Source organism: Alloalcanivorax sp., assembly GCF_964221125.1.
GTDB lineage: Bacteria > Pseudomonadota > Gammaproteobacteria > Pseudomonadales > Alcanivoracaceae > Alloalcanivorax > Alloalcanivorax venustensis.
Genome location: NZ_CAXPXK010000120.1, coordinates 1 through 24,240, shown reverse-complemented (window position 1 = coordinate 24,240; position 24,240 = coordinate 1). Strand labels below are relative to the sequence as shown.

General features: G+C 64.3%; 16 protein-coding genes and 1 pseudogene. 5 read left to right on the top strand and 12 right to left on the bottom strand.

Features of this window, described 5'->3' with window-relative positions; genetic code table 11:
• Positions 1 to 8 precede the first annotated feature (8 nt).
• Genes recC through recD form a run of 3 tightly spaced genes read left to right on the top strand, consistent with a single transcriptional unit; the run spans position 9 to position 8,927 of the window.
• Positions 9 to 3,383: an exodeoxyribonuclease V subunit gamma gene (gene recC / locus ACEQZD_RS13985; RefSeq protein ID WP_370186204.1), complete on the top strand. Its 3,375-nt coding sequence runs from the start codon at positions 9 to 11 to the stop codon at positions 3,381 to 3,383.
• Positions 3,380 to 7,033, top strand: a complete 3,654-nt coding sequence (gene recB, locus ACEQZD_RS13980) for an exodeoxyribonuclease V subunit beta (protein WP_370186202.1) — start codon at positions 3,380 to 3,382, stop codon at positions 7,031 to 7,033. The genes recC and recB overlap by 4 nt, the downstream gene beginning before the upstream one ends.
• Positions 7,023 to 8,927 (top strand): exodeoxyribonuclease V subunit alpha, encoded by a 1,905-nt coding sequence (gene recD / locus ACEQZD_RS13975; RefSeq protein WP_370186200.1) that lies wholly within the window; start codon positions 7,023 to 7,025, stop codon positions 8,925 to 8,927. Before recB ends, recD begins: the two co-directional genes overlap by 11 nt.
• Positions 8,928 to 8,985: 58 nt before the next feature.
• On the opposite strand, the gene ACEQZD_RS13970 is transcribed toward recD, so the two are convergent.
• The 7 genes from ACEQZD_RS13970 to ACEQZD_RS13940 form a co-directional block, all read right to left on the bottom strand.
• Positions 8,986 to 10,059, bottom strand: a complete 1,074-nt coding sequence (locus ACEQZD_RS13970) for an OmpA family protein (protein ID WP_142948638.1) — start codon at positions 10,057 to 10,059, stop codon at positions 8,986 to 8,988.
• Between the two features lie 185 nt (positions 10,060 to 10,244).
• Positions 10,245 to 10,568 (bottom strand): YdbL family protein, encoded by a 324-nt coding sequence (locus ACEQZD_RS13965; protein WP_142948639.1) that lies wholly within the window; start codon positions 10,566 to 10,568, stop codon positions 10,245 to 10,247.
• Positions 10,569 to 10,589: 21 nt separating this feature from the next.
• A complete protein-coding gene (locus ACEQZD_RS13960) occupies positions 10,590 to 10,748 on the bottom strand; it encodes a YnbE family lipoprotein (RefSeq protein ID WP_185956908.1) in 159 nt (52 codons plus the stop codon).
• A gap of 50 nt (positions 10,749 to 10,798) precedes the next feature.
• Positions 10,799 to 13,435: a YdbH domain-containing protein gene (locus ACEQZD_RS13955; protein ID WP_370186197.1), complete on the bottom strand. Its 2,637-nt coding sequence runs from the start codon at positions 13,433 to 13,435 to the stop codon at positions 10,799 to 10,801.
• Positions 13,436 to 13,516: 81 nt separating this feature from the next.
• Positions 13,517 to 14,599 carry an acyl-CoA dehydrogenase family protein gene (locus ACEQZD_RS13950; protein ID WP_370186196.1) on the bottom strand — a complete coding sequence of 361 codons (1,083 nt, stop codon included), beginning with the start codon at positions 14,597 to 14,599 and terminating at the stop codon, positions 13,517 to 13,519.
• A 22-nt stretch (positions 14,600 to 14,621) separates the two neighbouring features.
• Positions 14,622 to 15,827 (bottom strand): acyl-CoA dehydrogenase family protein, encoded by a 1,206-nt coding sequence (locus ACEQZD_RS13945; protein WP_370186194.1) that lies wholly within the window; start codon positions 15,825 to 15,827, stop codon positions 14,622 to 14,624.
• A 171-nt stretch (positions 15,828 to 15,998) separates the two neighbouring features.
• Positions 15,999 to 16,283 carry a hypothetical protein gene (locus ACEQZD_RS13940; protein ID WP_370186192.1) on the bottom strand — a complete coding sequence of 95 codons (285 nt, stop codon included), beginning with the start codon at positions 16,281 to 16,283 and terminating at the stop codon, positions 15,999 to 16,001.
• Positions 16,284 to 16,652: 369 nt separating this feature from the next.
• Between ACEQZD_RS13940 and ACEQZD_RS13935 the strand changes: the two genes are divergently transcribed.
• Positions 16,653 to 18,029, top strand: coding sequence for a site-specific integrase (locus ACEQZD_RS13935; RefSeq protein ID WP_138771811.1), 1,377 nt, complete (start codon positions 16,653 to 16,655; stop codon positions 18,027 to 18,029).
• 42 nt (positions 18,030 to 18,071) lie between these two features.
• On the opposite strand, the gene ACEQZD_RS13930 is transcribed toward ACEQZD_RS13935, so the two are convergent.
• Entirely contained in the window at positions 18,072 to 18,563 is a 492-nt protein-coding gene (locus ACEQZD_RS13930; RefSeq protein WP_228235335.1) for a nucleotidyl transferase AbiEii/AbiGii toxin family protein, read from the bottom strand.
• A gap of 25 nt (positions 18,564 to 18,588) precedes the next feature.
• Between ACEQZD_RS13930 and ACEQZD_RS13925 the strand changes: the two are divergent.
• Positions 18,589 to 19,733 (top strand): annotated as a pseudogene (locus tag ACEQZD_RS13925) (IS3 family transposase).
• A gap of 136 nt (positions 19,734 to 19,869) precedes the next feature.
• Here ACEQZD_RS13925 and ACEQZD_RS13920 read toward each other — a convergent pair.
• Genes ACEQZD_RS13920 through ACEQZD_RS13905 form a run of 4 tightly spaced genes read right to left on the bottom strand, consistent with a single transcriptional unit; the run spans position 19,870 to position 24,220 of the window.
• Positions 19,870 to 20,244, bottom strand: coding sequence for a DUF302 domain-containing protein (locus tag ACEQZD_RS13920; protein ID WP_278593299.1), 375 nt, complete (start codon positions 20,242 to 20,244; stop codon positions 19,870 to 19,872).
• Positions 20,245 to 20,271: 27 nt separating this feature from the next.
• Positions 20,272 to 22,629 (bottom strand): heavy metal translocating P-type ATPase, encoded by a 2,358-nt coding sequence (locus ACEQZD_RS13915; protein WP_370186190.1) that lies wholly within the window; start codon positions 22,627 to 22,629, stop codon positions 20,272 to 20,274.
• A complete protein-coding gene (locus ACEQZD_RS13910) occupies positions 22,622 to 22,849 on the bottom strand; it encodes a hypothetical protein (RefSeq protein WP_278593301.1) in 228 nt (75 codons plus the stop codon). The genes ACEQZD_RS13915 and ACEQZD_RS13910 overlap by 8 nt, the downstream gene beginning before the upstream one ends.
• Positions 22,850 to 22,876: 27 nt before the next feature.
• On the bottom strand, positions 22,877 to 24,220 hold the full coding sequence (locus tag ACEQZD_RS13905) for an APC family permease (RefSeq protein WP_278593302.1): 1,344 nt from the start codon (positions 24,218 to 24,220) through the stop codon (positions 22,877 to 22,879).
• Positions 24,221 to 24,240 lie beyond the last annotated feature (20 nt).

The window sequence follows — 24,240 nt, the reverse complement described above, 5'->3', positions numbered from 1 at the left end:
AGGCGGCGATGCACAACGGTTTCATGGTGTTGCACGGCAACCGGCTGGAGACGCTCACCGAGCTGGTGGCGGACTGGCTGCGGCAACACCCGCTGGCGCCGCTGGACGAGGAGATCTTCCTGGTCCAGTCCAACGGCATGGCCCAGTGGCTGAAACTGCAGCTGGCCGGGGCGCTGGGCATCAGCGCCGGCTTCCAGTTCCAGATGCCCGCCCGCTTTCTGTGGAGCGCCTACCGCACCGCGCTCGGCGAGGACCGGGTGCCGCGCACCTCGCCGTTCGACAAGTCGCGCCTGTTGTGGCGCCTGTACCGGCTGCTGCCCACCCTGCTCGACGCTCCCCATTTCGGTCCGCTGCGCCACTTCCTGGCCGACGACGTGGACGGCCGCAAACGCCACCAGCTGGCGGAGCGGCTGGCGGATCTGTTCGACGCCTACCAGGTCTACCGGGCCGACTGGCTGGCGGACTGGGAACGGGGCGATGACCGGCTGCGCCGCGCCGAGGACCGCGACCGCTTCGACGACTTCCCCGCCAGCCAGCTGTGGCAGGCGCATTTGTGGCGCGCCCTGCTCGCGGACATGGACGCGGACAAACAGGGGCTCAGCCGCAGCGCCATTCACCGGGCCTTCGTCGACACCCTTCAACAGGACACGCCGCCGGCGGGCCTGCCGCGCCGGCTGATCATTTTCGGCATCAGCGCCCTGCCCCAGCAGGCGCTGGAAGCCCTGGCGGCGCTCAGCCGCCACTGCCAGATCCTGATGCTGGTGCAGAACCCCTGCCAGCATTACTGGGCCGACATCGTCGAGGACAAACAGCTGCTGCGCCGTCAGCTCGACAACCGCAAACGTCACCTGACCGCGTTGCCGGACAACCCGATCAATCCACTGCTGGCCGCCTGGGGCAAGCAGGGCCGCGATTTTATCGGCCTGCTCTACGACCACGACGACCCGGACAGCTACCGCAGCGCCTTTCAGAATCAGATCGATCTGTTTGAGAACCTGGAACCGCGCACCCTGCTGCAACGGCTGCAGCAGGACATTCTCGACCTGGAGCCGTTGCCGTCGCCGGATCAGCGGCCACCGCTGCAAGCCGACGGCTCTCTGCGCTTCCGCATCGGCCACAGCGCCCAGCGGGAGGTGGAGATTCTGCAGGACGAGCTGCTCGACCGCTTCAGCGCCGACCCGGACCTGCAGCCCCGCGACGTGATCGTCATGGTGCCGGACATCGAAGCCTATGCCCCGCACATCGACGCCGTGTTCGGCCGCCTGGATCCGGGCGACGCGCGCTACCTGCCCTACACGCTCAGCGACCGCAGTGCCGGCGCCGCCTCGCCGCTGGCCCAGGCGATCGAGTCGCTGCTGCATCTGCCGCAGTGGCGCTTCACCGCCACCGACATCCTCGACCTGCTGGACGTGCCGGCGGTGCGCGAGCGCTTCGGCATCGACGAGAGCGACCTGCCGCAGCTGGCCCGCTGGATCGACCAGGCGCGCATCCGCTGGGGGTTGAACAGCGAGCAGCGGCAGACCCTGGACGTGCCCGGCTTCGAGCAGAACAGCTGGGCGTTCGGCCTGAAACGCATGCTGGCCGGCTACCTGCTCGGCGACGGCCCGGCCTGGATGGGCATCGAGCCGCTGGACGAAGTGGCCGGCCTGGGCGCCGAGCTGGCCGGGCGCCTGGCGCGCCTGCTCGACACCCTGGAACACCACTGGCGCCAATGCCGCCGCGGCGGCGGCGCCCGCGACTGGCGAGAGCGCTTCACCGCCCTGCTCGACGATCTGTTCCTGCCCGTGGACGAAGCGGACCAGAACCTGGACGCGGGCCTGCGCGACGCCCTCAACGACTGGATCGCCGCCTGCGACGAAGCGGATTTCGACAGCCCGCTGCCGCTCACCGTGGCGCGCCGGCCGCTGCTCGACGCCCTCAACGCGGAAAGCCTGTCGCAGCGCTTCATGGCCGGGCGAATCAACTTCTGCACGCTGATGCCGATGCGCGCCATCCCATTCCGCCATGTCTGCCTGCTGGGCATGAAGGACGGCGACTACCCGCGTCAGCAGCAGCCCATGGATTTCGACCTGATGCGCCAATGGGGCAACTACCGGCCCGGCGACCGCTCGCGCCGCGACGACGACCGCTACCTGTTCCTGGAGGCCCTGCTCAGCGCCCGCGACAGCCTATACATCAGCTGGACCGGCCGCAACGTGCGCGACAACAGCGAGCGCCCGCCTTCGGTGCTGGTGGCGCAACTGCGCGACCACATCAACCAGCGCTGGCAGGTGGACCAGGGCGAACCGGTGGACGCCCTCACCGTGGCGCACCCGCTGCAGCCGTTCAGCCCGGACTATTTCGACGCCGACGATGACCGGCTGCACACCTACGCCAACGAATGGCGCGCCCTGCACCAGGGCGACGCGCCCCAGGCGCGCAATGAACAGCCGCTGGCGCCGCTGGAAACCGGCGAGCCGGTCACCTGCGCCGCGCTGGGCCGCTTTCTCAAGCAACCGGTGGCGCACTTCTTCGAACACCGGTTGAAAGCCCGGCTCCGGCAGGACCGCCGCGTGCTGGACGATAACGAGCCCTTCGCCTTCGACGGCCTGCAACGCTTCCAGCTCCAGGACCAGCTGCTCAGCGACGCCCTGCGCGCCGGCCCCGAACAGGCCGGCGCCGCCATGGCCGCCGGCCTGGACCGGCTGGCCGGCAGTGGCGACCTGCCCCTGGCGCCGTTCACCGAAGGCAGCCGCGACAGTCTGTTGATGCCGCTGTCGCAGCCGTTGGAGCAGTACTTCGCGCTGCTGGCCGAATGCGGGGAACGGCAAGCGCAGCAGGAGATCCGCCTGCAGGCCGGGCCACTGCTGATCGAGGACTGGCTCACCGACCTGCGTGGCGCCAGCGCCAACCCGCAGCGGCTGGTGCTGCACACCGGCCGCCTCAAGGACCGCTTCGACAAGGTCACCCGGGAGTGGGCGCTGCACCTGGCCGCCTGCGCCGCCGGCCACCCTCTGACCACGCACCTTCAAGCCCAGGACGGGCGCCTGACCCTGCCGCCGCTGGGCCACGACGCGGCTCTGGAAAACCTGGAGCGCATCGGCCACGCCTGGCGCCAGGCCCTGTGCGAGCCGCTGCCCATCGCCTGCGCCACCGCGTTCGCCTGGCTCAAGGGGGAGGAAAAAGACAACGGCGAGTACGAAGCCCGCAAGGTGTTCGAGTCCGGCTTCATGCACACCGGCGAACAGGAAAAAGAGCCGGCCCTGGCGCGGGCCTGGACGGACTTCGACGCCCTGCTCGCGCCCCGCCACGGTGACGTCAGCGCTTTCGAATACTGGACCGGACAGCTCTATGCGCCGCTCCATGCGCACGCCCAATGGCACGAACCGGGGGATCAGGCATGAACACTGAACGACCACTGCCGATCACCTTTCCGCTGTACGGCACCCGGCTGATCGAAGCCAGTGCCGGCACCGGCAAGACCTTTACCCTCGCCGCCCTTTATCTGCGCCTGGTGCTGGGCCACGGCGACGACGGGGACCACAACAACGCCTTCCACCGGCCGCTGCTGCCGCCGGAAATCCTGGTGGTCACCTTCACCGAAGCGGCCACCGAGGAGCTGCGCGAGCGCATCCGCGACCGCCTCGCCGAGGCCGCCCGCCTGTTCGCCGACCCTGACGCCGAAGCCAGCGACCCGGTGCTCGCCGAGCTGCTCAACGATTACCGCGAACCCGAGCAACGCGCCCGCTGCGCCCAGCGCCTGGAGGCCGCCGCGCAATGGATGGACGAAGCCGCCGTCTACACCATCCACGGGTTCTGCAACCGCATGCTCAAGCAGCACGCCTTCGATTCCGGCAGCCTGTTCAGCCTGGAACTGCAGGAGGACGCCAGCGACGAGCAGCAGCAAGCCGCCCGCGATTACTGGCGCACCGTGATCGCCGATTTCCCGGTCAGCGCCGCCAATGCGCTGCAAAGCGACAACCTGGGCAACCCGGACGCCCTGCTGGCCGCCTGCCGCCCGCTGCTGGGCCTGCGCGAAGCGGACCCGGACGTGCTGCCGCAGAGCGTGCAGCACTGGCTCACGCTCACCGGCCCGCAGGCGGACACGGAGCAGCGGGCGCGGCAACAGCTGGCCGCCGAACTGCCGGACTTCCTGGAATGGGTGCGCGCCGCGCGCGACAACAAATGGCTCAACGGCAACAGCTACCGCACTAACAGCCTGCCGGGCATGCTGCAGACCCTGCAGCGTTACGCCAACGGCGAGCGACTGAACGACAAGGGCTACGAGACGCTGGCGAAGTTTTCCCACGACGGCATGAAGCTGACCAAGGCGGGTCAGGCTCACCGTCCGGACTTCGCCTTCTGCCAGGCCCTGGACGCGGTCATGGAAGGGCGCGCCAACACCCGCCTGCCGCGCACGGACCTGCTCGCCCACGCCGCCGCCTGGATTCATCAGCGGGTGGACAAGGTGCGCCGCCAGACCGCCACCATCGGCTTCGACGACATGCTCAGCCGCCTGCACGATGCCCTGCACGGCGACAACGGCGAGCGGCTGGCCGAGGTGATCCGCACCCAGTTCCCGGTGGCGCTGATCGACGAATTCCAGGACACCGACCCGACCCAGTACGGGATTTTCTCCGCGCTGTACGGGGGCCGCGAGGCGGAGTCGGCTGACAAGCGCACCGGCTGGTTTATGATCGGCGACCCCAAGCAGGCGATCTACGCCTTCCGGGGCGCCGACGTCTTCACCTATCTGAAAGCGCGCCGCGCCACCGAAGGCAACCACTACACCCTGGACAAGAACTTCCGCTCCGCCGAGGCCATGGTGGAGGCGGTGAACCATTTGTTCACCTACAGTCAGGAGGCGTTCGGCGATGTCTTCATGATGGACAACGCCATCCCCTTCGAGACGGTGAAAGCCCAGGGGCGCAAGGAAGAGCTGCTGGTGGACGGCGAACCCAAGGCCGGCGTCACCCTGTGGGTGGACGACCGGGAAAAGCCGGTCAGCGCCGGCCCGTACCGCGAAGAGCAAGCGGCCCGCTGCGCCAACCACATCGCCCACCTGCTCAACGGCGCGGAACAGGGCGTCACCGGCTTCCGCGACGGCGACGGCTTCACCCCGCTGCACCCCAACGACATCGCCATCCTGGTGCGCGACCGCATTGAGGCCAAGGCGGTGCGCGACGCGCTGATGGAGCGTCAGGTGCGCAGCGTTTATCTGTCCGATCAGGACTCCGTGTTCGCCCAGCCGGAAGCCTTCGACCTGCTGCTGATTCTGCACGCCTGCGCGGCGCCGGAATCCGACAGCCGGGTGCGCAGCGCCCTGGCCTGCTCGGTGCTCGACCTGGCCTACGCGGAGCTGGACGCGCTCAACCAGGACGAGGTGCGCTGGGAAAAGACCGTGGAGCAGTTCCACGGCTACCGCCACCAGTGGCGCACCCAGGGCGTGCTGCCGATGCTGCGCGGCCTGCTGATGGAGTTCCAAGTGCCCGCCCGGCTCAGCCAGAGCCTGGACGGCGAGCGCGCCCTGACCAACCTGCTGCACCTGGCCGAGCTGCTGCAGCAGGCCGCCACCCGCCTGGACGGCGAGCAGTCGCTGATCCGCTATCTGGAAGACGCGGTGGAGAGCGCCGTGGAAGAGCAGCGCTCCGGCAGCAAGGAGAGCATCCTGCGCCTGGAAAGCGACGACGACCGGGTCAAGGTGATCACCATCCACAAGTCCAAGGGCCTGGAATACCCGCTGGTGTACCTGCCCTTTATCTGCGGCTTCCGCCCGGCGGACAAGAACAAGCCGCCGCTGCGCTACCACGAAAACGACCACCTCAATGTGTCCCTGGAGCCGGACGACAGCGTCGAGCACAAGGCCGACCACGAGCGGCTGGCCGAGGACATGCGCCTGCTCTATGTGGCGCTGACCCGCGCCCGCCACGCCTGCACCCTGGGCCTGGCGCCCTACATCAAGGGGCGCGGCAAACAGAACCAACTGGAACGCAGCGCCGTGGGGCGTCTGCTGTTCGGCGGCGGCGTCGCCAACGACGGCCTGATGGCGGCGCTGGCACCGCTGGCCTGCGACGCCATCACCGTGATGGCCCCGCCGGACAGCGACCTGGAGGTCTACCGGCCCACGGAACAGGCCATGACGCTCAGCGACGAGCTGCGGCTTCCGGCCCGGCAGCGGGAGCCCTGGTGGATCGCCAGCTACAGCGCGCTGAAACAGGTTCAGGAAACCCTGGCCCCGGCGGATCCGCGCGGCGATCAACTGGCGGAACAGCACAACGAGGACAGCGACCCGGCGGACGTGGACCAGCCGCCACGGCCGGACAGCATCCACGCCTTCCCGCGCGGCGCCGCGCCCGGCACCCTGCTGCACGACCTGCTCGAGCAGGCCGCCGACCAGCGCTTTGCTCAGACCCTGGCCGAGCCCGCCGACTTCGATCTCAACCTGGAAGAAAAGCTGCGCGCTCGGGGCTGGCAGGACCACAGCGACGTGATCCGTGACTGGTGGAAACAAACCCTCAGGGCCGAGCTGCCGCTGGCCGAGGGGCGCATCAGCCTGGCGACGCTGAACACCTATGTGCCGGAACTGGAATTCGTGTTCCCCGCCCACCGGGTCAAGGTGGCGGAGATGGACGCCCTGATCCGCCGGCATATTCATCCGCAGCATCCACGCCCACGGCTGGAAGCGGACACCCTCAACGGCATGCTGAAAGGCTTTATCGATCTGGTGTTCGAGCACGACGGCAAATACTACGTGCTGGACTACAAATCCAACTGGCTGGGCGCCGACGACCACGCCTATACCCTGGACGCCATGACCGACGCGGTGCTGGAGAAGCGCTACGAGGTGCAGTACGTGCTCTATCTGCTCGCCCTGCACCGGCTGCTGCGCAGCCGCCTCGGCGACGGCTATGACCCGGAGCAGCATCTGGGCGGCGCTGTCTATGTGTTCCTGCGCGGCCTGCGGGGCCCGGCGGCGGGCACCGTGTTCGACCGGCCGGATACCACCCTGATTGAAGCGCTGGACGCGCAATTCGGAGGCGCCCATGCAAACTGATCTGTTCGCCACGCTCGACTGGCAGGACGCGCTGGCGCAGCTGCGCGACCAGGGCCTGCTCCGCGATCTGGACGTGGCGGTGGCCCGCTTCCTGCAGCAGCAATGCCCCGAGGCCGGCAACGAAGTCCTGCTGCTCGCCGCCTTCACCAGCAACCAGCAGGCCAGCGGCCACCTGTGCCTGGACCTGAACAACCGGGATCTGCCCACCCAGCTGTGGGGCAGCAATCCGCCGCCGGCGCTTACCGCCCTGTTGCCCGGCGGCGTGGACGACTGGCTTCGGCACTTACAACAGAGTGCGCTGGTCAGCGAGAACGGCGGCACCCCCCTGGTGCTGGACGGCGGCCGGCTTTATTTGCGCCGCAACTGGTCCCGGGAGCAGGCGGTGGCCGAGGCCATCGAGGCGCGCCTGACGAGCGGCGAACCGGTGCCGGTGGACGCGCTGCGCTCGGCCCTGGCCAGGCTGTTTCCGGGCGGCGACGGGGCGCACACCGACTGGCAGCAGGTGGCCTGCGCGCTGGCGGTGCGTGGCGGCATCGGCATCATCACCGGCGGCCCGGGCACCGGCAAAACCACCACCGTGGTGCGCCTGCTGGGCGTGCTGCAGAGCCTGGCCATGGCGGACGGCCGGCGCCTGCGCATGCGGCTGGCGGCGCCCACCGGCAAGGCGGCGGCGCGGCTCACCGAATCGATCGGCGAGCAGCTGCAAAAGCTGCCGGTGGACGCGGCGGTGCGCGACGCCATCCCCACCGAGGTGACCACTCTGCACCGGCTGCTCGGCACCCGCCCGGACAGCCGCCACTTCCGGCATCACCGCGACAACCCGCTGCACGCGGACCTGGTGGTGGTGGACGAAGCCAGCATGATCGACATGGACATGATGGCCAGCCTGCTGGACGCGCTGGATCAACATACCCGGCTGATTCTGCTCGGCGACAAGGACCAGCTGGCCAGCGTGGAAGCCGGCGCGGTGATGGGCGACCTGTGCCGCGACGCCGACCAGGGCCTGTACACCCCGGACACGGTGACCTACCTGCGCCAGGCCTGCGGCGCCGACGTCAGCCCCTGGGCCGGCGACGGCGCCGCCCTCGCCCAGCAGACCGCCATGCTGCGCACCAACTGGCGGTTCAAGGACACGCCGGGCATCGGTGAGCTGGCGTTGGCGGTGAACGGCGGCGACCCGGCGGCGGTGGCGCGGGTGTTCCAGCAGCAGCGGCCCGGCCTGCGCGGCCTGTCCCTCGGAGAAGAGAACGACGCGCTCACCGACCTGCTGCTGGACGGCGACGGCCAGCACCCCGGTCTGCGGGCGCTGTTCGCCGACGTCGCCACGCCGCCGGCTGACGGCCAGCCCGACAGCTGGGCCGCGCAACGGCTGCGCCAGCTCACCGGCCAGCAACTGCTCAGCGGCCTGCGCAGCGGGCCGTTTGGTGTGGACACGCTGAACCGGTCGATCACCGAGCGCCTGCGCCGCGAAGGTCTGGCCGGGGACCACGACTGGTATCCGGGCCGGCCGGTGATGATGACCCGCAACGACTACCAACTGGGCCTGATGAACGGCGACGTGGGCCTGACATTGCCCCACCCGGACGGCCTGCGGGTGGCGTTCCAGCTGCCTGACGGGCGCATCAAGTGGGTTCTGCCGAGCCGCCTGGACAGCGCCGACACCGTCTACGCCATGACCGTGCACAAGGCCCAGGGCTCGGAGTTCGGCCACACTCTGCTGGTGCTGCCGGACCATCCCCATCCGTTGCTGACCCGGGAGCTGATCTACACCGCCGTGACCCGCGCCAAGCAGGCGTTCACGCTGATCGAATACGGCCCCCCCACCGTGCTCGCCGACGCGGTTAGACGGCGCACTTGGCGCGCCTCGGGCCTATGGCAAAAACTGAACCGTTAACCCACAAAAAAGGGGCGGCAAAAGCCGCCCCACGGATTCGCTGAGCAAGGCAGCTGAATCACTCCTTGAATTGCGCTTCCTTCTCTTCGCTCTCCACCACGATGTCGGCGCGGCGGTTCTGCTCGCGGCCTTCGGCGGTGTCGTTGGGCGCCACCGGACGGCGTTCGCCGTAGCCCTGGGTATCGATCACGCCGCTCTCCACCTGGTACTCCTGGATCAGCTCGTCACGGACCGAGTTGGCGCGCCGCTCGGACAGGCCCTGGTTGTACTCCTCGGTGCCGATGCTGTCGGTGTGGCCTTCCACGCGGATGCGGTTGCCGTCGCCGTCGCGTACTTTCTCGGCGGCGCTGCGCACTTCGTTGTTGAACTGGTCACGGATATCGGACTGGTCGAACTCGAAGTAGATGGTTTTGATGGTCTCTTCCCGACGGACGTCGTAGACCTGACAACCACGGTCGTCGACCACCGCGTTCGGCGCGGTGCCGGGGCAATCGTCGCGGGCGTCGATCACGCCGTCGCCGTCGCTGTCCTTGCTGACCACCTCGGCGGGTTCGTCCACGGCGGTGCGCGGCTCGCTGTCGGACTCGCGGCCACTGACCGCGAACATCAGGTTCACGCCGGCGTAGACCTGGCCTTCCCAGAATTCCCGGTCGCTGCTGTAGGCGTGCCGCGTGCCCAGATCAAGCAGCACGTTTTTGAAGAAGGCGCGCTGGATGCCCATCTCCACGCCGCTCATGGTTTCTTCGTTGTCGTTGATTTCCTGAGTGCCCACGTTCAAACCCATGTAGGGCTCGAAACCGAGCAGGCTGGTTTCATCGAAATGGTGACGCAGGCTGGCGTAGTAGTTGACCACATCGGATTCGCGGTCGGTGTATTTATGCTCGACCTCGTCGTTTTCTTCGTACCAGGCCTGCACCGACCAGCGCGGGCTGAAGCGCCAGCCGATCTGGCCGCCGAAGAACTCGGAGTCGTCGAAACCGTCCACGTCCCCGGTCACTTCGTTATCGTAGAAAAAATACTGGCTGACGTGCCCGCCGATGTACCCGTAGGTATCCGGCACGTTTTCATCGGCGAACGCGGGGGAAAACAGAAGCGGTGACGCAAGCACCGCGGTCATCATTGACTTCTTCATGGCAAGCTCCTTTGCGAATCAGTGCTGAACAACAGCAATTCTGAGCCGCAAAGGGCAGCTTGGGGATGGGAAAACGTAAACAGTTTCGAAAATCCAAGCGGATTTTACGCCGTTATTACAATCCTGTTTCCCGGTGTTACCGGACGTTCAAACCCCTTAACCGGGCGCCTGCTTTGGGAAACCTTTTATTTGGTCACCCACTGCCCGGTGGGGGTCTTCACATATTCGCCGGATGGGGTTTTCTCGATCGCTTTCTGGCCGGCCAGATTGGCGACCTGCTCCAGGCTGATACCGTTTTCCCGGGCGATGCGCTGATACGCCTCACGGCGTTTTTCGTTCACGTCGGAGACCAGCTCCACCGCTTCCGAAGTGGCCTTGACCACGCCCAGGTAGCCGTTCGGCTGCTCGCCCACCAGGCCCTGGCTTTTCGCGCTGTCCAGGTCCAGGGCAAACGCCGCGCCGGCGAAAACCAGGGTGACCGCGAACAGCAGGTGTCGAATGAATGTCATGTTTATCTCCTGATCCCTACCCTAGAACAACTCGCTGTCTTCACTGAACAGGTCGTCAATATCCTTCTCGACCTTAAGACGGATTTCATGATCGATCTTAACGTTGAGGTTGATCGTGATCGGCTCCTTGGGGGCTTCCAGCGCCACCCGCGGCGTGCAGGCAACGGCCAGAGGCACCATCAGCGCCAGGGCCAGCAGGCCCGCGCTCCGGTGTCCGTTGATCCGGTCTGTCATGGTCTGGTCTCCGTCATCACTCTGTCGGTGATTCGTTCACCGATGCGTAAACTGCGTAATAGCTCTAGCACATTTTCCTCGTGGGTGTAATTAAAGACCACCGGCAGCCCGTTTCGTTGCGGATTGGTGCCGCGAATGTGCACGGCGGCGTCCAGCCAGCCGTCGTCGGCCATGTCCACTTGCGCGCTGAAACGCTCCACGCGCAGCGGGTTGAGCGCCTCCAGAGCGATCGATACCGCCCGGTTTGATTCCGCCATCGCCTGGGTGCCCGCCGCCGGCAACAACGCCAGCGACAGCGGTGTCTCGTTGGCCAGCCGGCCGTCGCGCACCGCCACGCTGTCGGCGGCCAGGCGCAGCGGAATGTAGCCACCCACCTCGCCGGTAAGACTGACCACCGCCTCGTTCTGCAACGCCGCCAACTGATTCAGCTCGATGCCGGTCAGTACCACCGGCTGCCACTCCGACGACGGCCAGCGCAATCCGGGGGCGCGCACTTCACCGCCCAGCAGTTGCGCGCTGATCTTTTCAAAACGCCACTGATCCAGATCGGTGTCCACGCCCATGCGCACCTCGGTAACCGGCACGCCCACGTCCAGGTTGGCCAGGGTCAGCGGCTCACGGCTGCGGATGTTCGGCGCCTGCCCCTGGCGCCAGTCCAGCGCCAGATCCGCGTCCAGGCCACGCGCCTGGATGCTGCCCCAATCCAGTGACAGCCCTTCGCCGCGCAGGGTGCCGTCGACCTGGAAGGCGTCGCGCCACTGCCAGCGACCGTCCATCACCAGGTCGCCGGCGCGGGTGGTCAGTGGCAGCCCGCGGCTCATCGCCGGCACCAGCGGCGAGCGGCCCTGCAGCGTGCCGCTCAGCCCGGTGCCGCCCTGGCGGCCGCGCATGGACAGCCGGGTGCCCCACTGGTCCACGGAGAGGTCCGCCTGGAAGGCGGCGCCGTTAAGGCGGGCACTGCCGGTCACCGGCGGCAGGGTCCAGCGCTCCGCCACCAGGCCTTCGGCGCGCACTTCCAGGGCGCCGGAGGGCCCGCCCTCGCCGATCACCAGCGGCTCGCTGACGCGCAGGGTAAGCGGTTTGACCAGGCGCGTGCCGCTCACCGTACCGCCCACGGACAGCCGACTACCGGCCAGCAGGCTCAGGCTGTCACCCCAGCGCCAGCGGCCCTCGGCCGTCACCGGCCCGCCCTGACCGAGCGTCGGCACCAGGCTGTAGAAGTGTTCGCCGCTGGCCTGGATCCGGCCCGACCAGACGCCCTCGTCGAGCGCGCCGCTCAGTTGGCCCCGGAACGGCACGCTCTGGTAGCGGCCCTCCACGCTGGCCTGGAACGGCCACTGTGGCGGGCGCAGGCCGTCCACCGGCAAGCGCGCCGTCACCTCCAGATCGGTGGATTGGAGGCGCAGCCGGGCCGGCTCGCCGCGCACCCCGGTGGGGCCGGCGTCGCCGGACCAGCCGCCGCTCACCCGGTAGCCCTGCCAGCGCCCGTCCACGGTGACGGCGCCGCGCCACTGCAGATCATTGGGCCGCCAGGCCAGGCCGCTTTCCGTGGTTTCCAGAGTGAGCTCCCGCCAGACCAGCGACAGCGGCAGGCTGGCCTGGCCCTGCATCGCCAGCGGCGCGGTGACCGGCTCACGCAGGCGCACCGTCAGGTCCTCGGCCAGCCCGCTGACCTGGAACGGTGACACCGTGACCTCACCGTCGCGCCAACGGAACGCCACCTCGCCGCCAAGGCCCTCGCTGAGCGACAGGCTGCCCTGCCCTTCGCCCAGCCGCGCCGCGTCGCTGCTCAACGACAGAGCCGCCCGCCCCTGGGGGCCGTTGGCCACCAAGCGGCCGTCCGCCCGCACCAGCGCCGCGCCTTCGCCACGGGCCTGCAGGTCCTCGCCGGGGCTCACCACCCAGCCGGCGCCCACCGCCAGCGGCTCGTCCAGGCCGGCGCGCAGCCGCCAGGCGTCGCCCTGCCATTGGCCGCGCACGGTGACGTTGCCGCGCGGCCCGGGGGTTTCCAGACCCAGGTCCCGGCCCAGCAGCACCAGCTCACCGGTGAAGTGTTCCGGGTCGGTCCAGTCCCCGGGCAACCACAGGCCGTCGCCCTGGACCCGCACCTCGCCGGCCAGGCGCTGGTCCAGATGGCCGCCTTGCAGGGTGCCATCCAGCCGCCAGCGGCCGCTGCCGCGGCGGTACTCGGCGCGGAGCCGGCTGTCGCGGAATTCGGCCCGCGCCCGCCAGGCGCCGTCGCGCTGAGACAGGTTGACCATCACCGGTGGCAGATCGCGGTACTGCACCGCCCACACGGTGACCTCCAGGGCCGGTAAGGAAGGGATGTCGGTGAGGCCGTCCGACGCCGTATCGGCGTCGTCGGGGCAGGCGTGAATGCCCAGGGTGTCGATGCCCAGGGTGAGCGGGCGCAGCGCCGACAAGCGCACGCCGCGGGCTTCCAAGGGCCGGCACCCGTCTGTTTCTTGCCAGACCGCGTCCAGGGTCAGGCCGTCGCGCCAGCCCGGGCCCTGCCAGTGCCAGCCGGCCAGCCGTATCGCCAGGGCGGCGACCAGCACGGCCAGCAACAGGCCCGCCGCGATCACAAGCGGCAGCAGCCAGATCAGCCGCTTGCCGGGAAACCGTTTCGCCATCAACAATTCGACCTTTTTCCCTGGTCAGCAGTAAAGGCAAAGGATGGCGGTTTCACGCTCGGAAATACAGGCCTTTGCGACTCAACCGCGGGCGAACGCGGCCAGATGCTGGTCGGCGCCACCGAACAGGCCGTCCATGGCGGTGATGCGCTTAAAGTAACGCCCCACCGCCAGCTCGTCGGTCATGCCCATGCCGCCGTGCAGCTGCACCGCTTCCTGGGCGATATGCCGGCCGGCGCCACCGATGCGGGCCTTCAGCGCGTGCACCGCCTGGCGGGCGTCGTCGTGGCCTTCCAGCGTCTTCAGGGTGGCGGCCAACAGCAGCGAGCGGGTCTGCTCCAGGGCCATGAACATGTCCGCCATGCGGTGCTGCAGCACCTGGAAGCTGCCGATCGGCACGCCGAACTGCTTGCGGGTCTTGCTGTATTCCACGGTGTCGTCCAGCAGCACGGAGAGCGCGCCCACGGCTTCCGCCCCCAGGGCGAGAATGGCTTCGTCCAATACCTGGCGGACCGGTTCGAAGGCGGCGTCTTTCTCGAAGATCAATGCGTCGGCGGACAACCGGACCCCATCGAGCTGCAGCCGGGCCGCCCGGTGGCCGTCCACCAGACGGTGCGGTGTCAGCGTCACGCCCGGGCTGTGCGGGTCGAGCAGGAACAGCGACAGGCCCCGCGGGTCGCCGGGCTCGCCGCCGGTGCGTGCCAGCACCAGAATACGGTCCGCCTGATCGCCGTTAAGCACCACGGTCTTGCGACCGTTCAAAACGAAGCCGCCGCCCTCCTCGCGGACTTGCAGCGCGGTGTTTTCCGGCGCGAACACACGCTCCTGTTCGTCCACCGCCAACGCCAGCTGCAGGTCGCCCGCCATCAGGTCCGGCAGATAGCGGGCACGGCAGGCCGCGTCGGCGCGGCGCAGGATGCCGCCGCCCAACACCACCGTGGCCAGGTAAGGCGTGGTCACTCCGCCGCGACCCAGTTCTTCCAGCAGCACCATGGTTTCCACCAGGCCGGCGCCCAGGCCGCCGTCGTCCTCGTCGAACGGCAGCGCCAGCCATCCCAGTTCGGCGAACTGATGCCAGAGGGTTTCCGCCTGATACCCGCCCTGCACAAAACGGCGCGCGCTGTCGGCCAGCATTTGCTGCTCATCGCTCAGCGAAAAATTCATCCTCGTTCTCCTTTCGTCGCCCTCACAGGCCCAGTACCGCCTTGGCGATAATGCCCCGCTGCACCTCGTTGGAGCCGCCATAAATGGAGCAGGCCCGCGCGTTGAGATAGGCCGCCATGGCGGTGAGCGCGTACTCCGGGCCCAGCGGCGCCTCGTCACCGCCGGGCACCAGGGCTTGCGGCTGCCAGACCAGCGCCTGGCTGCCCAGCGTCTCGATACCCAGCTCGGTGACCCGCTGCTGCAGCTCGGTGCCGAGGATCTTGGTCATCGACGACAGCGCGCCCGGATCCTTGCCCGCGGACAGTGCCGACTTGATGCGCTTTTCCGTAAACGACAGCGCCAGCACCTCGCTTTCGCAGGCGGCCACCTTGTGCGCCCACACCGGGTCGTCGCGCAGGCTGCCGCCGCCGGCGGTGGTCTGCCGCGCGGCGATCTGCTTCAGCCGCTGCAACTGCACGCCCAGCGCGGGCGCGTAGTCCTGCCCGCCCCGTTCAAAAGTGAGTAGGTACTTGGCCACCGTCCAGCCATCGTTCTCCTCACCGACACGGTTGCGCTTGGGCACACGCACATTGTCGAAAAACACTTGGCACTGCTCCGGAACCTCATCGAGACCGACGATGGGCTCAACGGTGATCCCAGGGGTGTTCATATCCAGCAGCAGGAAGGTGATGCCCGCCTGGGGCTTGCCGTCGCGGCGGGTGCGCACCAACAGGAACATGCGGTTGGCGTGGTGGGCGTAGGTGGTCCAGATCTTGGTGCCGTTGATCACATAGTCGTCGCCGTCGCTCTCCGCGAAGGTCTTCAGCGACGCCAGATCGGAACCGGCGCCGGGCTCGGAATAGCCCTGGCACCAGATATCCTCGCCGGAAAGAATGCGCGGCAAATAATGCGCCTTCTGCTCCTCGGTGCCGAAGCCGATCAGACAGGGCCCGCACATCTGCAAGCCCATGGGAATCAGCGGCGGCGCCTCGGCGCGCACCAGCTCCTCGGCGAACACCGCGCGCTGGCCGACACTCCAGCCTGTGCCGCCATACTCTTTCGGCCAGTGCGGTGCCGCCCAGCCCTTTGCATGCAGAAGGCGCTGCCAGGCCATCGCCTCCTTCACCGGCGCGAACACCGAGGTGGTCTTGCGCCCCGCCTCCAGAATCTCAGGGGTCAGCGATTCATCCAGGAACGCACGCACCTCCTCGCGGAAATGCCGCTCCTGCTCGGGTACTTTCAGGTCCATGGTTCACCCCGGTAGCACGTTGGCCGGCCAGCATAGAACCAGCGGATTTGAGAGGCACTGGCCTTAAACACCGGCGCCCTGACGGAAACGGTCAGGCACGACATCCCAGCCCCACTCTACCCGGGGCCGGCGCCGCCGCGACTCGGCGAAACGGACGAGGTTTGCCGGCAATCAGCCGTCGCAGGCACACCCCGGCGGCTTCGTGCAGGTGTAGCTGCGGCTGATGCAGGAATTACCGCAGGCCTTGCCCTTGCGGCACACCTTGCAGCAGCTTTGTGGCAATAGCTCTTTGTCGCGCAGCAGATCCGGCAGCGTATCGCCGGCACTCTGGGTCTCGTTGAACAGACTCTCGAAGGTATCAATGGAAGGCTGCGGCGCCTCCGCCGGCTGAGCCGCCAGCGCCGCCGCCGACCACAGCGACATCAATACGATAAGTACCCGGATCGTCCCCTGCATAAGTATCCCCTGGCGTTTTTATTTTATTAGGAAACTTCACTCTAGCTGAGTGCGAGGCGAAAAGGTAAGCGACGTATCAAGGCCTGAAACGGAAAAGGGCCAGTCTCCCGCAGGCGACTGACCCTCTTCGTTTTATTTGGTCGGACGGAAGGATTCGAACCTTCGACCCCTTGCACCCCATGCAATTTCCGCACGGATACGCACGGACCCTGGCGAACCTCCTAAGAGGGCTCTATCATAGCAAACACGCGGCTTTCAGGCCGCTTTTCTGTTTACACCAATCCGCTGGCATCCGCCGACAGCCAGCCGATCTGGTGGGGCAAAAGTGGGGCAAAATTATCAAACCTCAGATCCTGCAGGGGGTAGGACATGACCAAGCTGACGGCTAAGCAACTGGAAGCCCTCACCGCAACGGATGACGGCAGGACACTACGCGAGGATAACGGCCTGGTCGCCAAGGTCCGCGCCGGCGTTCGTGGCGTCACGGCACTGTTTCGCTATGAGTTCAAGCTGGATGGGGTCAAGCGCGATTACCGCCTCGGCAGCTGGCCCAAGAACACACTCGCTCAGATTCGGGCCAAGCGTGACGAAGCCAAAGCCTCAGTCGCTAAAGGTATCAACCCCAACGCCGCCCAGAAGGCAGCCAGGATTGAAGCCCAAGCCGCCATTGCCTCAACCATCGCCGAAGCCGAGCGCCAAGCGTCGGAAAACAGGACGGTGAACGAGCTATTTGAAGCCTGGCTCGACGATGGGGTATCACGGCAAGATGGCAACGCCGAACTCCGCAGAAGTTTTGGCAAAGACGTGCTCCCCTTGATTGGCAAGACGCCGCTGCGTGCCTTGACCGATAAGGACCTTCTCTCCGTGCTCAGAACAGTAAAGGCTCGCGGCCTGAACCGCTCCGTCGTCATTCTGAACAACGACATGGGTCAAATGCTGCGTTGGGCGGAGAAGCGGCAACCCTGGCGCACCTTGATGGCTGACGGGAACCCCGCCGACCTGGTGGATGTCACCACCCTGCTGGATAGCGACTATCAGGAAGAACGGGAGCGGGTGCTCTCCGCCGAAGAGATCCGAGAGCTGCATGACATCTTCGAGAAGCTGGAAGCGGATTACGCTGCCCTGCCGGCGGGCCAGAAATACAGCGGCATCCGCCCGGTAAACCCCCGCGTGCAAAGCGCCATCTGGATATGCCTGGCAACCCTATGCCGCATCGGCGAGCTGCTTCAAGCGGAGTGGAAGCATGTCGACTTTGACACCGGTCTCTGGTTCATTCCCGCGAAGAACACCAAAGGACATCGCGGAAAGCGGCAGGATCATCATGTCTTTCTGTCGCCTTTTGCATTGTCACAGTTCAAACGGCTACACCAGGAAACCGGCCACACTGCCTTCCTATTTCCCAACAGAGCCGGAGATAGCCACGTCAACACCAAAAATGTCAGCAAACTGATCGGTGACCGGCAATGCCGCTTCAAGAATCGCAGCAAACCTCTGGCCGGCCGGCATCATGATGACAGTCTAGTCTTGGCAAATGGCCAAAATGGCGCATGGACGCCGCACGACATGCGCCGCACTGGCGCGACAATGATGCAAGCGATCGGCGTACCGCTCGACATCATTGATCGCTGTCAAAACCATCTTCTGGGCGGCTCGAAAGTCCGGCGGCACTACCTGCGCCATGACTACGCCAAAGAGAAAACTGAGGCATGGAAACTGCTAGGGGAGCACATAGAAGCGTTACTGTAAGCGTTGGCCCGCCCCATGTTGAGCGAGCAGCAGGGGCCATCCCTACTCGAACAGGGCGGCGACTTCCTGCAAGATCTCTACAGCCGAATCAAAATCCACACTTTCATCATCGTCAGCGTACGACATCGCATCCACAAACTGCCTGTACTCTTCGCGATACTCCTCATCGTTGTCCAGGCACTCGATGGCCTCCTGAATCGACTCTGTAAACGGGGCCTGAGTATCTCGCTTTCCTGTCTGCCGATCGCCTTCGAATGAGGAGTCTGCGACATCCACAAACAGCTCTTCATCTTCCCTAATCACAGAGATCAGCGGAGCAATATCGTGAAGATGGCGAACCATCTCAGGATCCTCACCATGAGCTGATCGATTACTCTTCAGCACACGCCATGTCAACGCACTCAACTTGTCGGCTGCAGTCTCAATCGGCGGCAGGCGCAAGATTTCGACTTCAGGCTCAGTCTCTGTGTAGTACGAAATGAAAGACTGAATATAGTGGCATAGTGGCTTTGGTGATTTTGAGTGTATGATCACTCAGATAGAAAGTCCGGTAACGATAATGACAAAGAAGAGAACGTTCAGTCCGGAATTCCGCTTGGCGGAGGCCTAGCTCGGTCGACCAGGGCTATTCACTGAAAGCGGCCTGTGATGCCATGGGGGTTGGCGAGTTCACCATGGAGTACTGGGTTCGCAAGCTCCCTTCCGAATGAGCAGGCAACGTACCGAAAGGCGAAGCCCTGACCCCGGAACAGCGTGAGATTCAGGAACAGAAACGCAAGCTGCGGCGGGTGGAGGAAGAAAAGGAAATCTTAAAATAAGGCTACTGCTCTCTTGATGTCGGACTCCCTGAACAATTCTCGATAATTGAGCGACTTGAACGGTGCAACGCCTATGTCAGGTATTTGGGGTTCATCGCAGCAGCTACCGGCCGGCGTGACCGGGACAAAGAGCGCTGTGAGGCTGAGAAAACGCTGCTGGATCAGGTTGTCGAGGCGCATGCTGCCAGTAACGGCTCTGCGGGGCTCGCAGCATTGCCAAGATCGCCACCCAGGCTGGAACGACACTGAGCCGGTACCGTGCCGGCAGACGGATGAAGCAGTTAGGGCTGGTCAGCACGCGGCCGCCAGGGCACTCCTACAAGAAGGCGGATCAGCCACACCTGGACATCCCGAACCGTCTTGATCAGGAGTTCGATGTAAAGGAGCCCAATCAGGCTTGGACCGGAGATACTACCTATATCTGGACAGGAGTGCGCTGGGCTTACCTGGCGGTGGTTATCGACTTTTTCCTGTAAACCCGTGGACTGGGCGCTGTCCCTGCCCCCCAATACGGAACTGGTAAAGAAGCCCCTAACCATTGCCTATAGGTCGTGGGGCGAGCCACAGGGCGTCATGTTTCATTCAGATCAGGAGTGCCAGTACACCAGCCTGGGATTCCGAGAGTTGCTCTGGCGCCATCACATGAAGCAGAGTCTCAGCCGGCGAGGAAGTTGCTGGGATAACGCCCCGACAGAGCGGTTCTTCAGGATTTTGAAAACGGAGTGGGTACCGGAAATCGGGTATCCGTGCTGTATCTCGGCGAAGCAGTCGATCACGGACTATATGATCGGCTATTACAGCGTTCTGCGACCGCACAAGCACAACGGCGAGCTGCCGCGCAATGTCGCAGCAGGCTTACTGGAAAACTCAAAAGACGGCGGCCTGAAATACTTGGCCACTACACTTGGAGTTAATCACAGTCAGTTGAATTCAAACAGAACGGTCTGGGCAAACTCCGTGTAGCTTGATCACAGTCAAAAATCACTATCTCAACCAACTGATGGCGCGGCTTCAGACGCCTACTATACCTCGGACAGTGCCTCCCTGACCTTGCCGGCAACCTGTTTCAGTTCGTTGTTTTCAATCGCCGTCATTGAAGCTACGGGATCTATCGCGCTGACTTCGATACCTTCAGACGTTTCCCGCAGAATGACATTGCACGGCAACATGGCCCCTACCCGGGGCTCTACACCAATGGCTTCCCACGCCATAGCAGGATTACACGCCCCAAGGATCCGGTACGCGGGCATTTCCTTGTCAAGCTTCTCCTTCATCGTGGCTTTGACATCAATTTCTGTCAGCACCCCGAAACCGTGATCTGTGAGGGACTGACGCGTTCTTTTGTCAACCTCGTCAAAATCAGCGTCTTCTATGATTCGATCAATCGTGTACCGCATAATCGTCTCCAACAAATCCAACGTTTATTACTTAGCGCCAAGCTTAATCACTCGCAGGCGCAGCGCATTCACGATCACGCTGACCGAAGACAGCGACATAGCCGCCGCCGCAAAAATCGGTGACAGCAGGATGCCGAAAAACGGGTATAGAACGCCGGCCGCTATCGGCACACCCGCAGAGTTATAGACAAAGGCAAAAAACAAGTTCTGCCGGATATTGCGCATGGTTGCCAGCGACAATCGACGTGCTTCCACAATGCCCATGAGATCGCCGCGCAACAGGGTAATGCCGGCGCTTTCGATGGCCACATCAGTGCCCGTGCCCATGGCTACGCCTACATCGGCGGTTGCCAGAGCCGGAGCGTCGTTCACCCCGTCACCAGCCATCACCACAACACGGCCCTCATCTTTCAGGCGCTGAACGATCTTGCCCTTATCCTCCGGAAGCACTTCCGCTTCCACTTCATCGATGTGCAATTTACGGGCAACCGCCTCGGCCGACGTCCGGTTGTCGCCGGTGAGCATGACGACTCGGATGCCGTCTTTCTGCAGTGCAGAAATAGCCGCTTCAGTGGTTTCTTTCACCGGATCGGCGATGGCAAGCAAACCGGCCACTTTGCCGTCTACGGCCGCGAAAATAACAGTCGCCCCATCCTGGCGGAGCTGGTCGGCTTCGCTTTCAAAGTCCGCGGTGTCCACATTTTCCGCTTCCATCAACAGCCGGTTTCCGAGCAATACCCGTCGTCCATCAATCCTACCGGTGACGCCCTTCCCATTGGGTGAATCAAAATCTTCCGCGTCCGGTAGTTTCAAGCCCATGGTCTTTGCTTTATCGAGAATGGCGTGGGCCAGCGGATGCTCACTGCCCTTTTCCAGGCCGCCGGCGAATCGCATGAGCTCATCCTCGCTGCCCCCGGCAGCTGGCACCAGTTTGGTCACCTGAGGTTTGCCTTCAGTCAGTGTGCCCGTCTTATCCACCACCACGGTGTCCACTTTCTCCATACGCTCAAGTGCTTCGGCATCGCGGATCAGCACACCGCTCTGAGCACCCCGCCCAACGCCGACCATAATCGACATGGGCGTTGCCAGCCCCAAAGCACAGGGGCAAGCAATAATCAGCACGCTCACCGCAGCAATCAGACCGAATGCCATCGGGGGCGTCGGCCCGAACAACGACCAGGCTATAAAGGCGATAATGGCGATCACGATCACCGCAGGCACAAAATAGCCCGCGACCCTGTCGGCCAGGCCCTGAATGGGCGCGCGGCTGCGTTGGGCGCTGGCCACCATCTGCACAATCTGGGACAGCATGGTGTCCCGGCCCACCTTGTCCGCACGCATGATGAAACTGCCCTGCTGGTTGATGCTGCCGCCGATCACCTGGTCTCCTGACTTTTTGCTGACCGCCAACGGCTCACCGGTCACCATGGACTCATCCACGTTGGAGCTGCCTTCGAGCACCTCGCCGTCTAGCGGAACCTTGTCGCCCGGACGCACCCGCAGGCGGTCGCCGACCTTGACCTGATCCAGCGATACATCGGACTCACCGCCATCATCGTCCAGTTTCCTGGCCGTTGCCGGCGCCAGATCTAACAGAGCCTTGATGGCCCCGGAGGTTTTCTCCCGGGCGCGCAATTCCAGCACCTGTCCAAGCAGCACCAGCACCACAATGACCGCTGCCGCCTCAAAGTACACTGCCACTGAGCCGTCGGCCTGCCGGAAAGCGCCCGGGAATACCTGGGGCGCAAGTGTGGCGACCAGGCTGTAGATCAGGGCCACGCCGGTACCAATGGCTATCAGCGTGAACATGTTCAGGTTACGGCTAACCACGGATCTCCAACCCCGGACGAAGAAGGGCCAGCCGCACCAGAGCACCACGGGCGTTGCCAGCACCAACTGAATCCAGTTGGACATCTGTGGAGCAATCATATGGTCAAGCCCGGTCAGATGCCCGCCCATTTCCAGCACCAGGACCGGCAATGTCAGCACTAGGCCAACCCAGAATCGGCGGGTCATGTCCTTGAGTTCTGCCGACGGCCCGTCGTCCAGGCTCACCTGCTCTGGCTCCAGGGCCATCCCACAAATGGGGCAGTCCCCCGGTCCTTGCTGGCGAATTTCCGGGTGCATGGGGCAGGTATACATCGTACCTGGCGCAACCGGCTCTTGCGGCTTGTCTTCCTCACCGAGGTACTGCTCAGGGTCCTCGTCGAATTTGGACTGGCAGCGCGAGGAGCAAAAGTACCAGGTTTTACCGCCATGCTGGCTGCGATGTTCCGCGGTGTGCGGATCCACTGACATGCCACAGACCGGATCCTTGGCGGCGTGCTCGCCAGGGGCTTTATCGGTGTGATGATCGTGCTGATGGGTGTGATGGTGCTCAGCCATTCCGATCTCCTGTTTTGTCTACAGGCCAGTCTGCAAACGCAATGAAATACAGTAGAACCAGGTTAGCTATCGGAACCAGTATCAGAATACCCATCCAACCCGGATACCCTGTGCGCTGGCAAATACGCCAGGCCGGAATGACCACCACAATGGCAATCACCAGCATCCACAGCCAGTGTCCTGCCCACATCGTGTTTCCGAACATGTTCTCTCCCATCATGGTTGTTACCTCTCACCCCAATTGTGGTCAATGATGCGCATGGCTCTGCCCCGCTTGCGCGGATTCTGGCAATCGCTTCAGGAAAATTTGTTCGGCTACCGCAATCACAACCATAGTGACAACAGCCACGCCGATAACAAAGGGATCGGTATTAAGCTTGACCCATACAAAGCCTCCCAGCGCCAAAAGATCCAACAGGATGGCTGTAGCTGGCACCCAGATGTTGGCCTTGATGTCTTTGCGTAGATAACGCAGTACACCCCAGTGAATGGCAATGTCCATAATCAGGTAAAAGACGATACCCAATGCGGCAATTCGGGACAGGTCGAAGAAGGCGGTCAGAATCAGCCCCAGGACCACGGTATAAACCAGAGTGTGCTTCTGGATGCTGCCGGGCATGCCAAAGTGACTGTGGGGAACCAGTTTCATCTCTGTCAGCATCGCCAACATGCGGGACACAGCAAAGACACTGGCCAGAATCCCGCCTGCCGTGGCCATCATAGCAATGGCGACGGTAAACCAGACACCGTACTCGCCAAGCGCGGGACGCGCAGCGGCAGCCAGGGAGTAATTCTGTGTTTCGATGATTTCAGCCAGCGACAGATTGCTGGCGACGGCAAACCCCACCAGCGTGTAGATCACCACACAGGCAGCAATGGAAATAATGATGGCACGGCCAACATTCCGCTTTGGGTCTATTACTTCGGAGCCACTGTTGGTAATGGTAGTAAAGCCTTTGAATGCCAGGATACCCAACGCAGTCGCGCCCAGGAAGTTGCCCAGCGTTCCGGCTTCGCCAGGCTCTGAAAAATCAACCGAGATTGAGTCAGCAATCCAGATCCCGACGAGACCGAAAATCAGTATGCCTCCGATTTTCAGGATACCGATGAAGGAGGCCACGCCCTGAATGAGACGGTTGCTAAGCAGGTTGATCAAAAACGCCGCGAGAATAAGTGATACACCGAGAATGGGTACCATGCGACCGGTGTCGTCACCGCCGAAAAGCTGCATGGTGTAGGCACCGAATGTACGGGCCAGAAAACTCTGAGCAATGACCATGGAGAAGTACATCAGCAAGGCGTTGAAAGCCGTTGGCAGTCGGTTTCCGTAAGCTTTATGCAAGTACATACCAATGCCCCCGGCCGACGGGTAGGCGTTGGAGATCTTGATGTAGGAATAGGCGCTGAAGCTCACAATCACAGCCGCAGCGAGAAAGGCCAGCGGGAAAAGTACGCCGGTCATCTGGGCCATCTGCCCGGTCAACGCAAAAATACCGGCGCCAATCATGACGCCGGTACCCAGCATGACTGTCCCTGGTAAAGTGAGACTGCCCTCCTGGTAGCGGGTAGTTCGATCTTCCTCCCTGTTCATTCAACCTCCTGTTATTTTTT

Excerpts from the sequence above, each read along its gene's own strand:
- recC (WP_370186204.1), top strand. The coding sequence starts at position 9 with ATGCACAACGGTTTCATGGTGTTGCACGGCAACCGGCTGGAGACGCTC.
- recB (WP_370186202.1), top strand. The coding sequence starts at position 3,380 with ATGAACACTGAACGACCACTGCCGATCACCTTTCCGCTGTACGGCACC.
- recD (WP_370186200.1), top strand. The coding sequence starts at position 7,023 with ATGCAAACTGATCTGTTCGCCACGCTCGACTGGCAGGACGCGCTGGCG.
- ACEQZD_RS13970 (WP_142948638.1), bottom strand. The coding sequence starts at position 10,059 with ATGAAGAAGTCAATGATGACCGCGGTGCTTGCGTCACCGCTTCTGTTT.
- ACEQZD_RS13965 (WP_142948639.1), bottom strand. The coding sequence starts at position 10,568 with ATGACATTCATTCGACACCTGCTGTTCGCGGTCACCCTGGTTTTCGCC.
- ACEQZD_RS13960 (WP_185956908.1), bottom strand. The coding sequence starts at position 10,748 with ATGGTGCCTCTGGCCGTTGCCTGCACGCCGCGGGTGGCGCTGGAAGCC.
- ACEQZD_RS13955 (WP_370186197.1), bottom strand. The coding sequence starts at position 13,435 with ATGGCGAAACGGTTTCCCGGCAAGCGGCTGATCTGGCTGCTGCCGCTT.
- ACEQZD_RS13950 (WP_370186196.1), bottom strand. The coding sequence starts at position 14,599 with ATGAATTTTTCGCTGAGCGATGAGCAGCAAATGCTGGCCGACAGCGCG.
- ACEQZD_RS13945 (WP_370186194.1), bottom strand. The coding sequence starts at position 15,827 with ATGGACCTGAAAGTACCCGAGCAGGAGCGGCATTTCCGCGAGGAGGTG.
- ACEQZD_RS13940 (WP_370186192.1), bottom strand. The coding sequence starts at position 16,283 with ATGCAGGGGACGATCCGGGTACTTATCGTATTGATGTCGCTGTGGTCG.
- ACEQZD_RS13935 (WP_138771811.1), top strand. The coding sequence starts at position 16,653 with ATGACCAAGCTGACGGCTAAGCAACTGGAAGCCCTCACCGCAACGGAT.
- ACEQZD_RS13920 (WP_278593299.1), bottom strand. The coding sequence starts at position 20,244 with ATGCGGTACACGATTGATCGAATCATAGAAGACGCTGATTTTGACGAG.
- ACEQZD_RS13915 (WP_370186190.1), bottom strand. The coding sequence starts at position 22,629 with ATGGCTGAGCACCATCACACCCATCAGCACGATCATCACACCGATAAA.
- ACEQZD_RS13910 (WP_278593301.1), bottom strand. The coding sequence starts at position 22,849 with ATGATGGGAGAGAACATGTTCGGAAACACGATGTGGGCAGGACACTGG.
- ACEQZD_RS13905 (WP_278593302.1), bottom strand. The coding sequence starts at position 24,220 with ATGAACAGGGAGGAAGATCGAACTACCCGCTACCAGGAGGGCAGTCTC.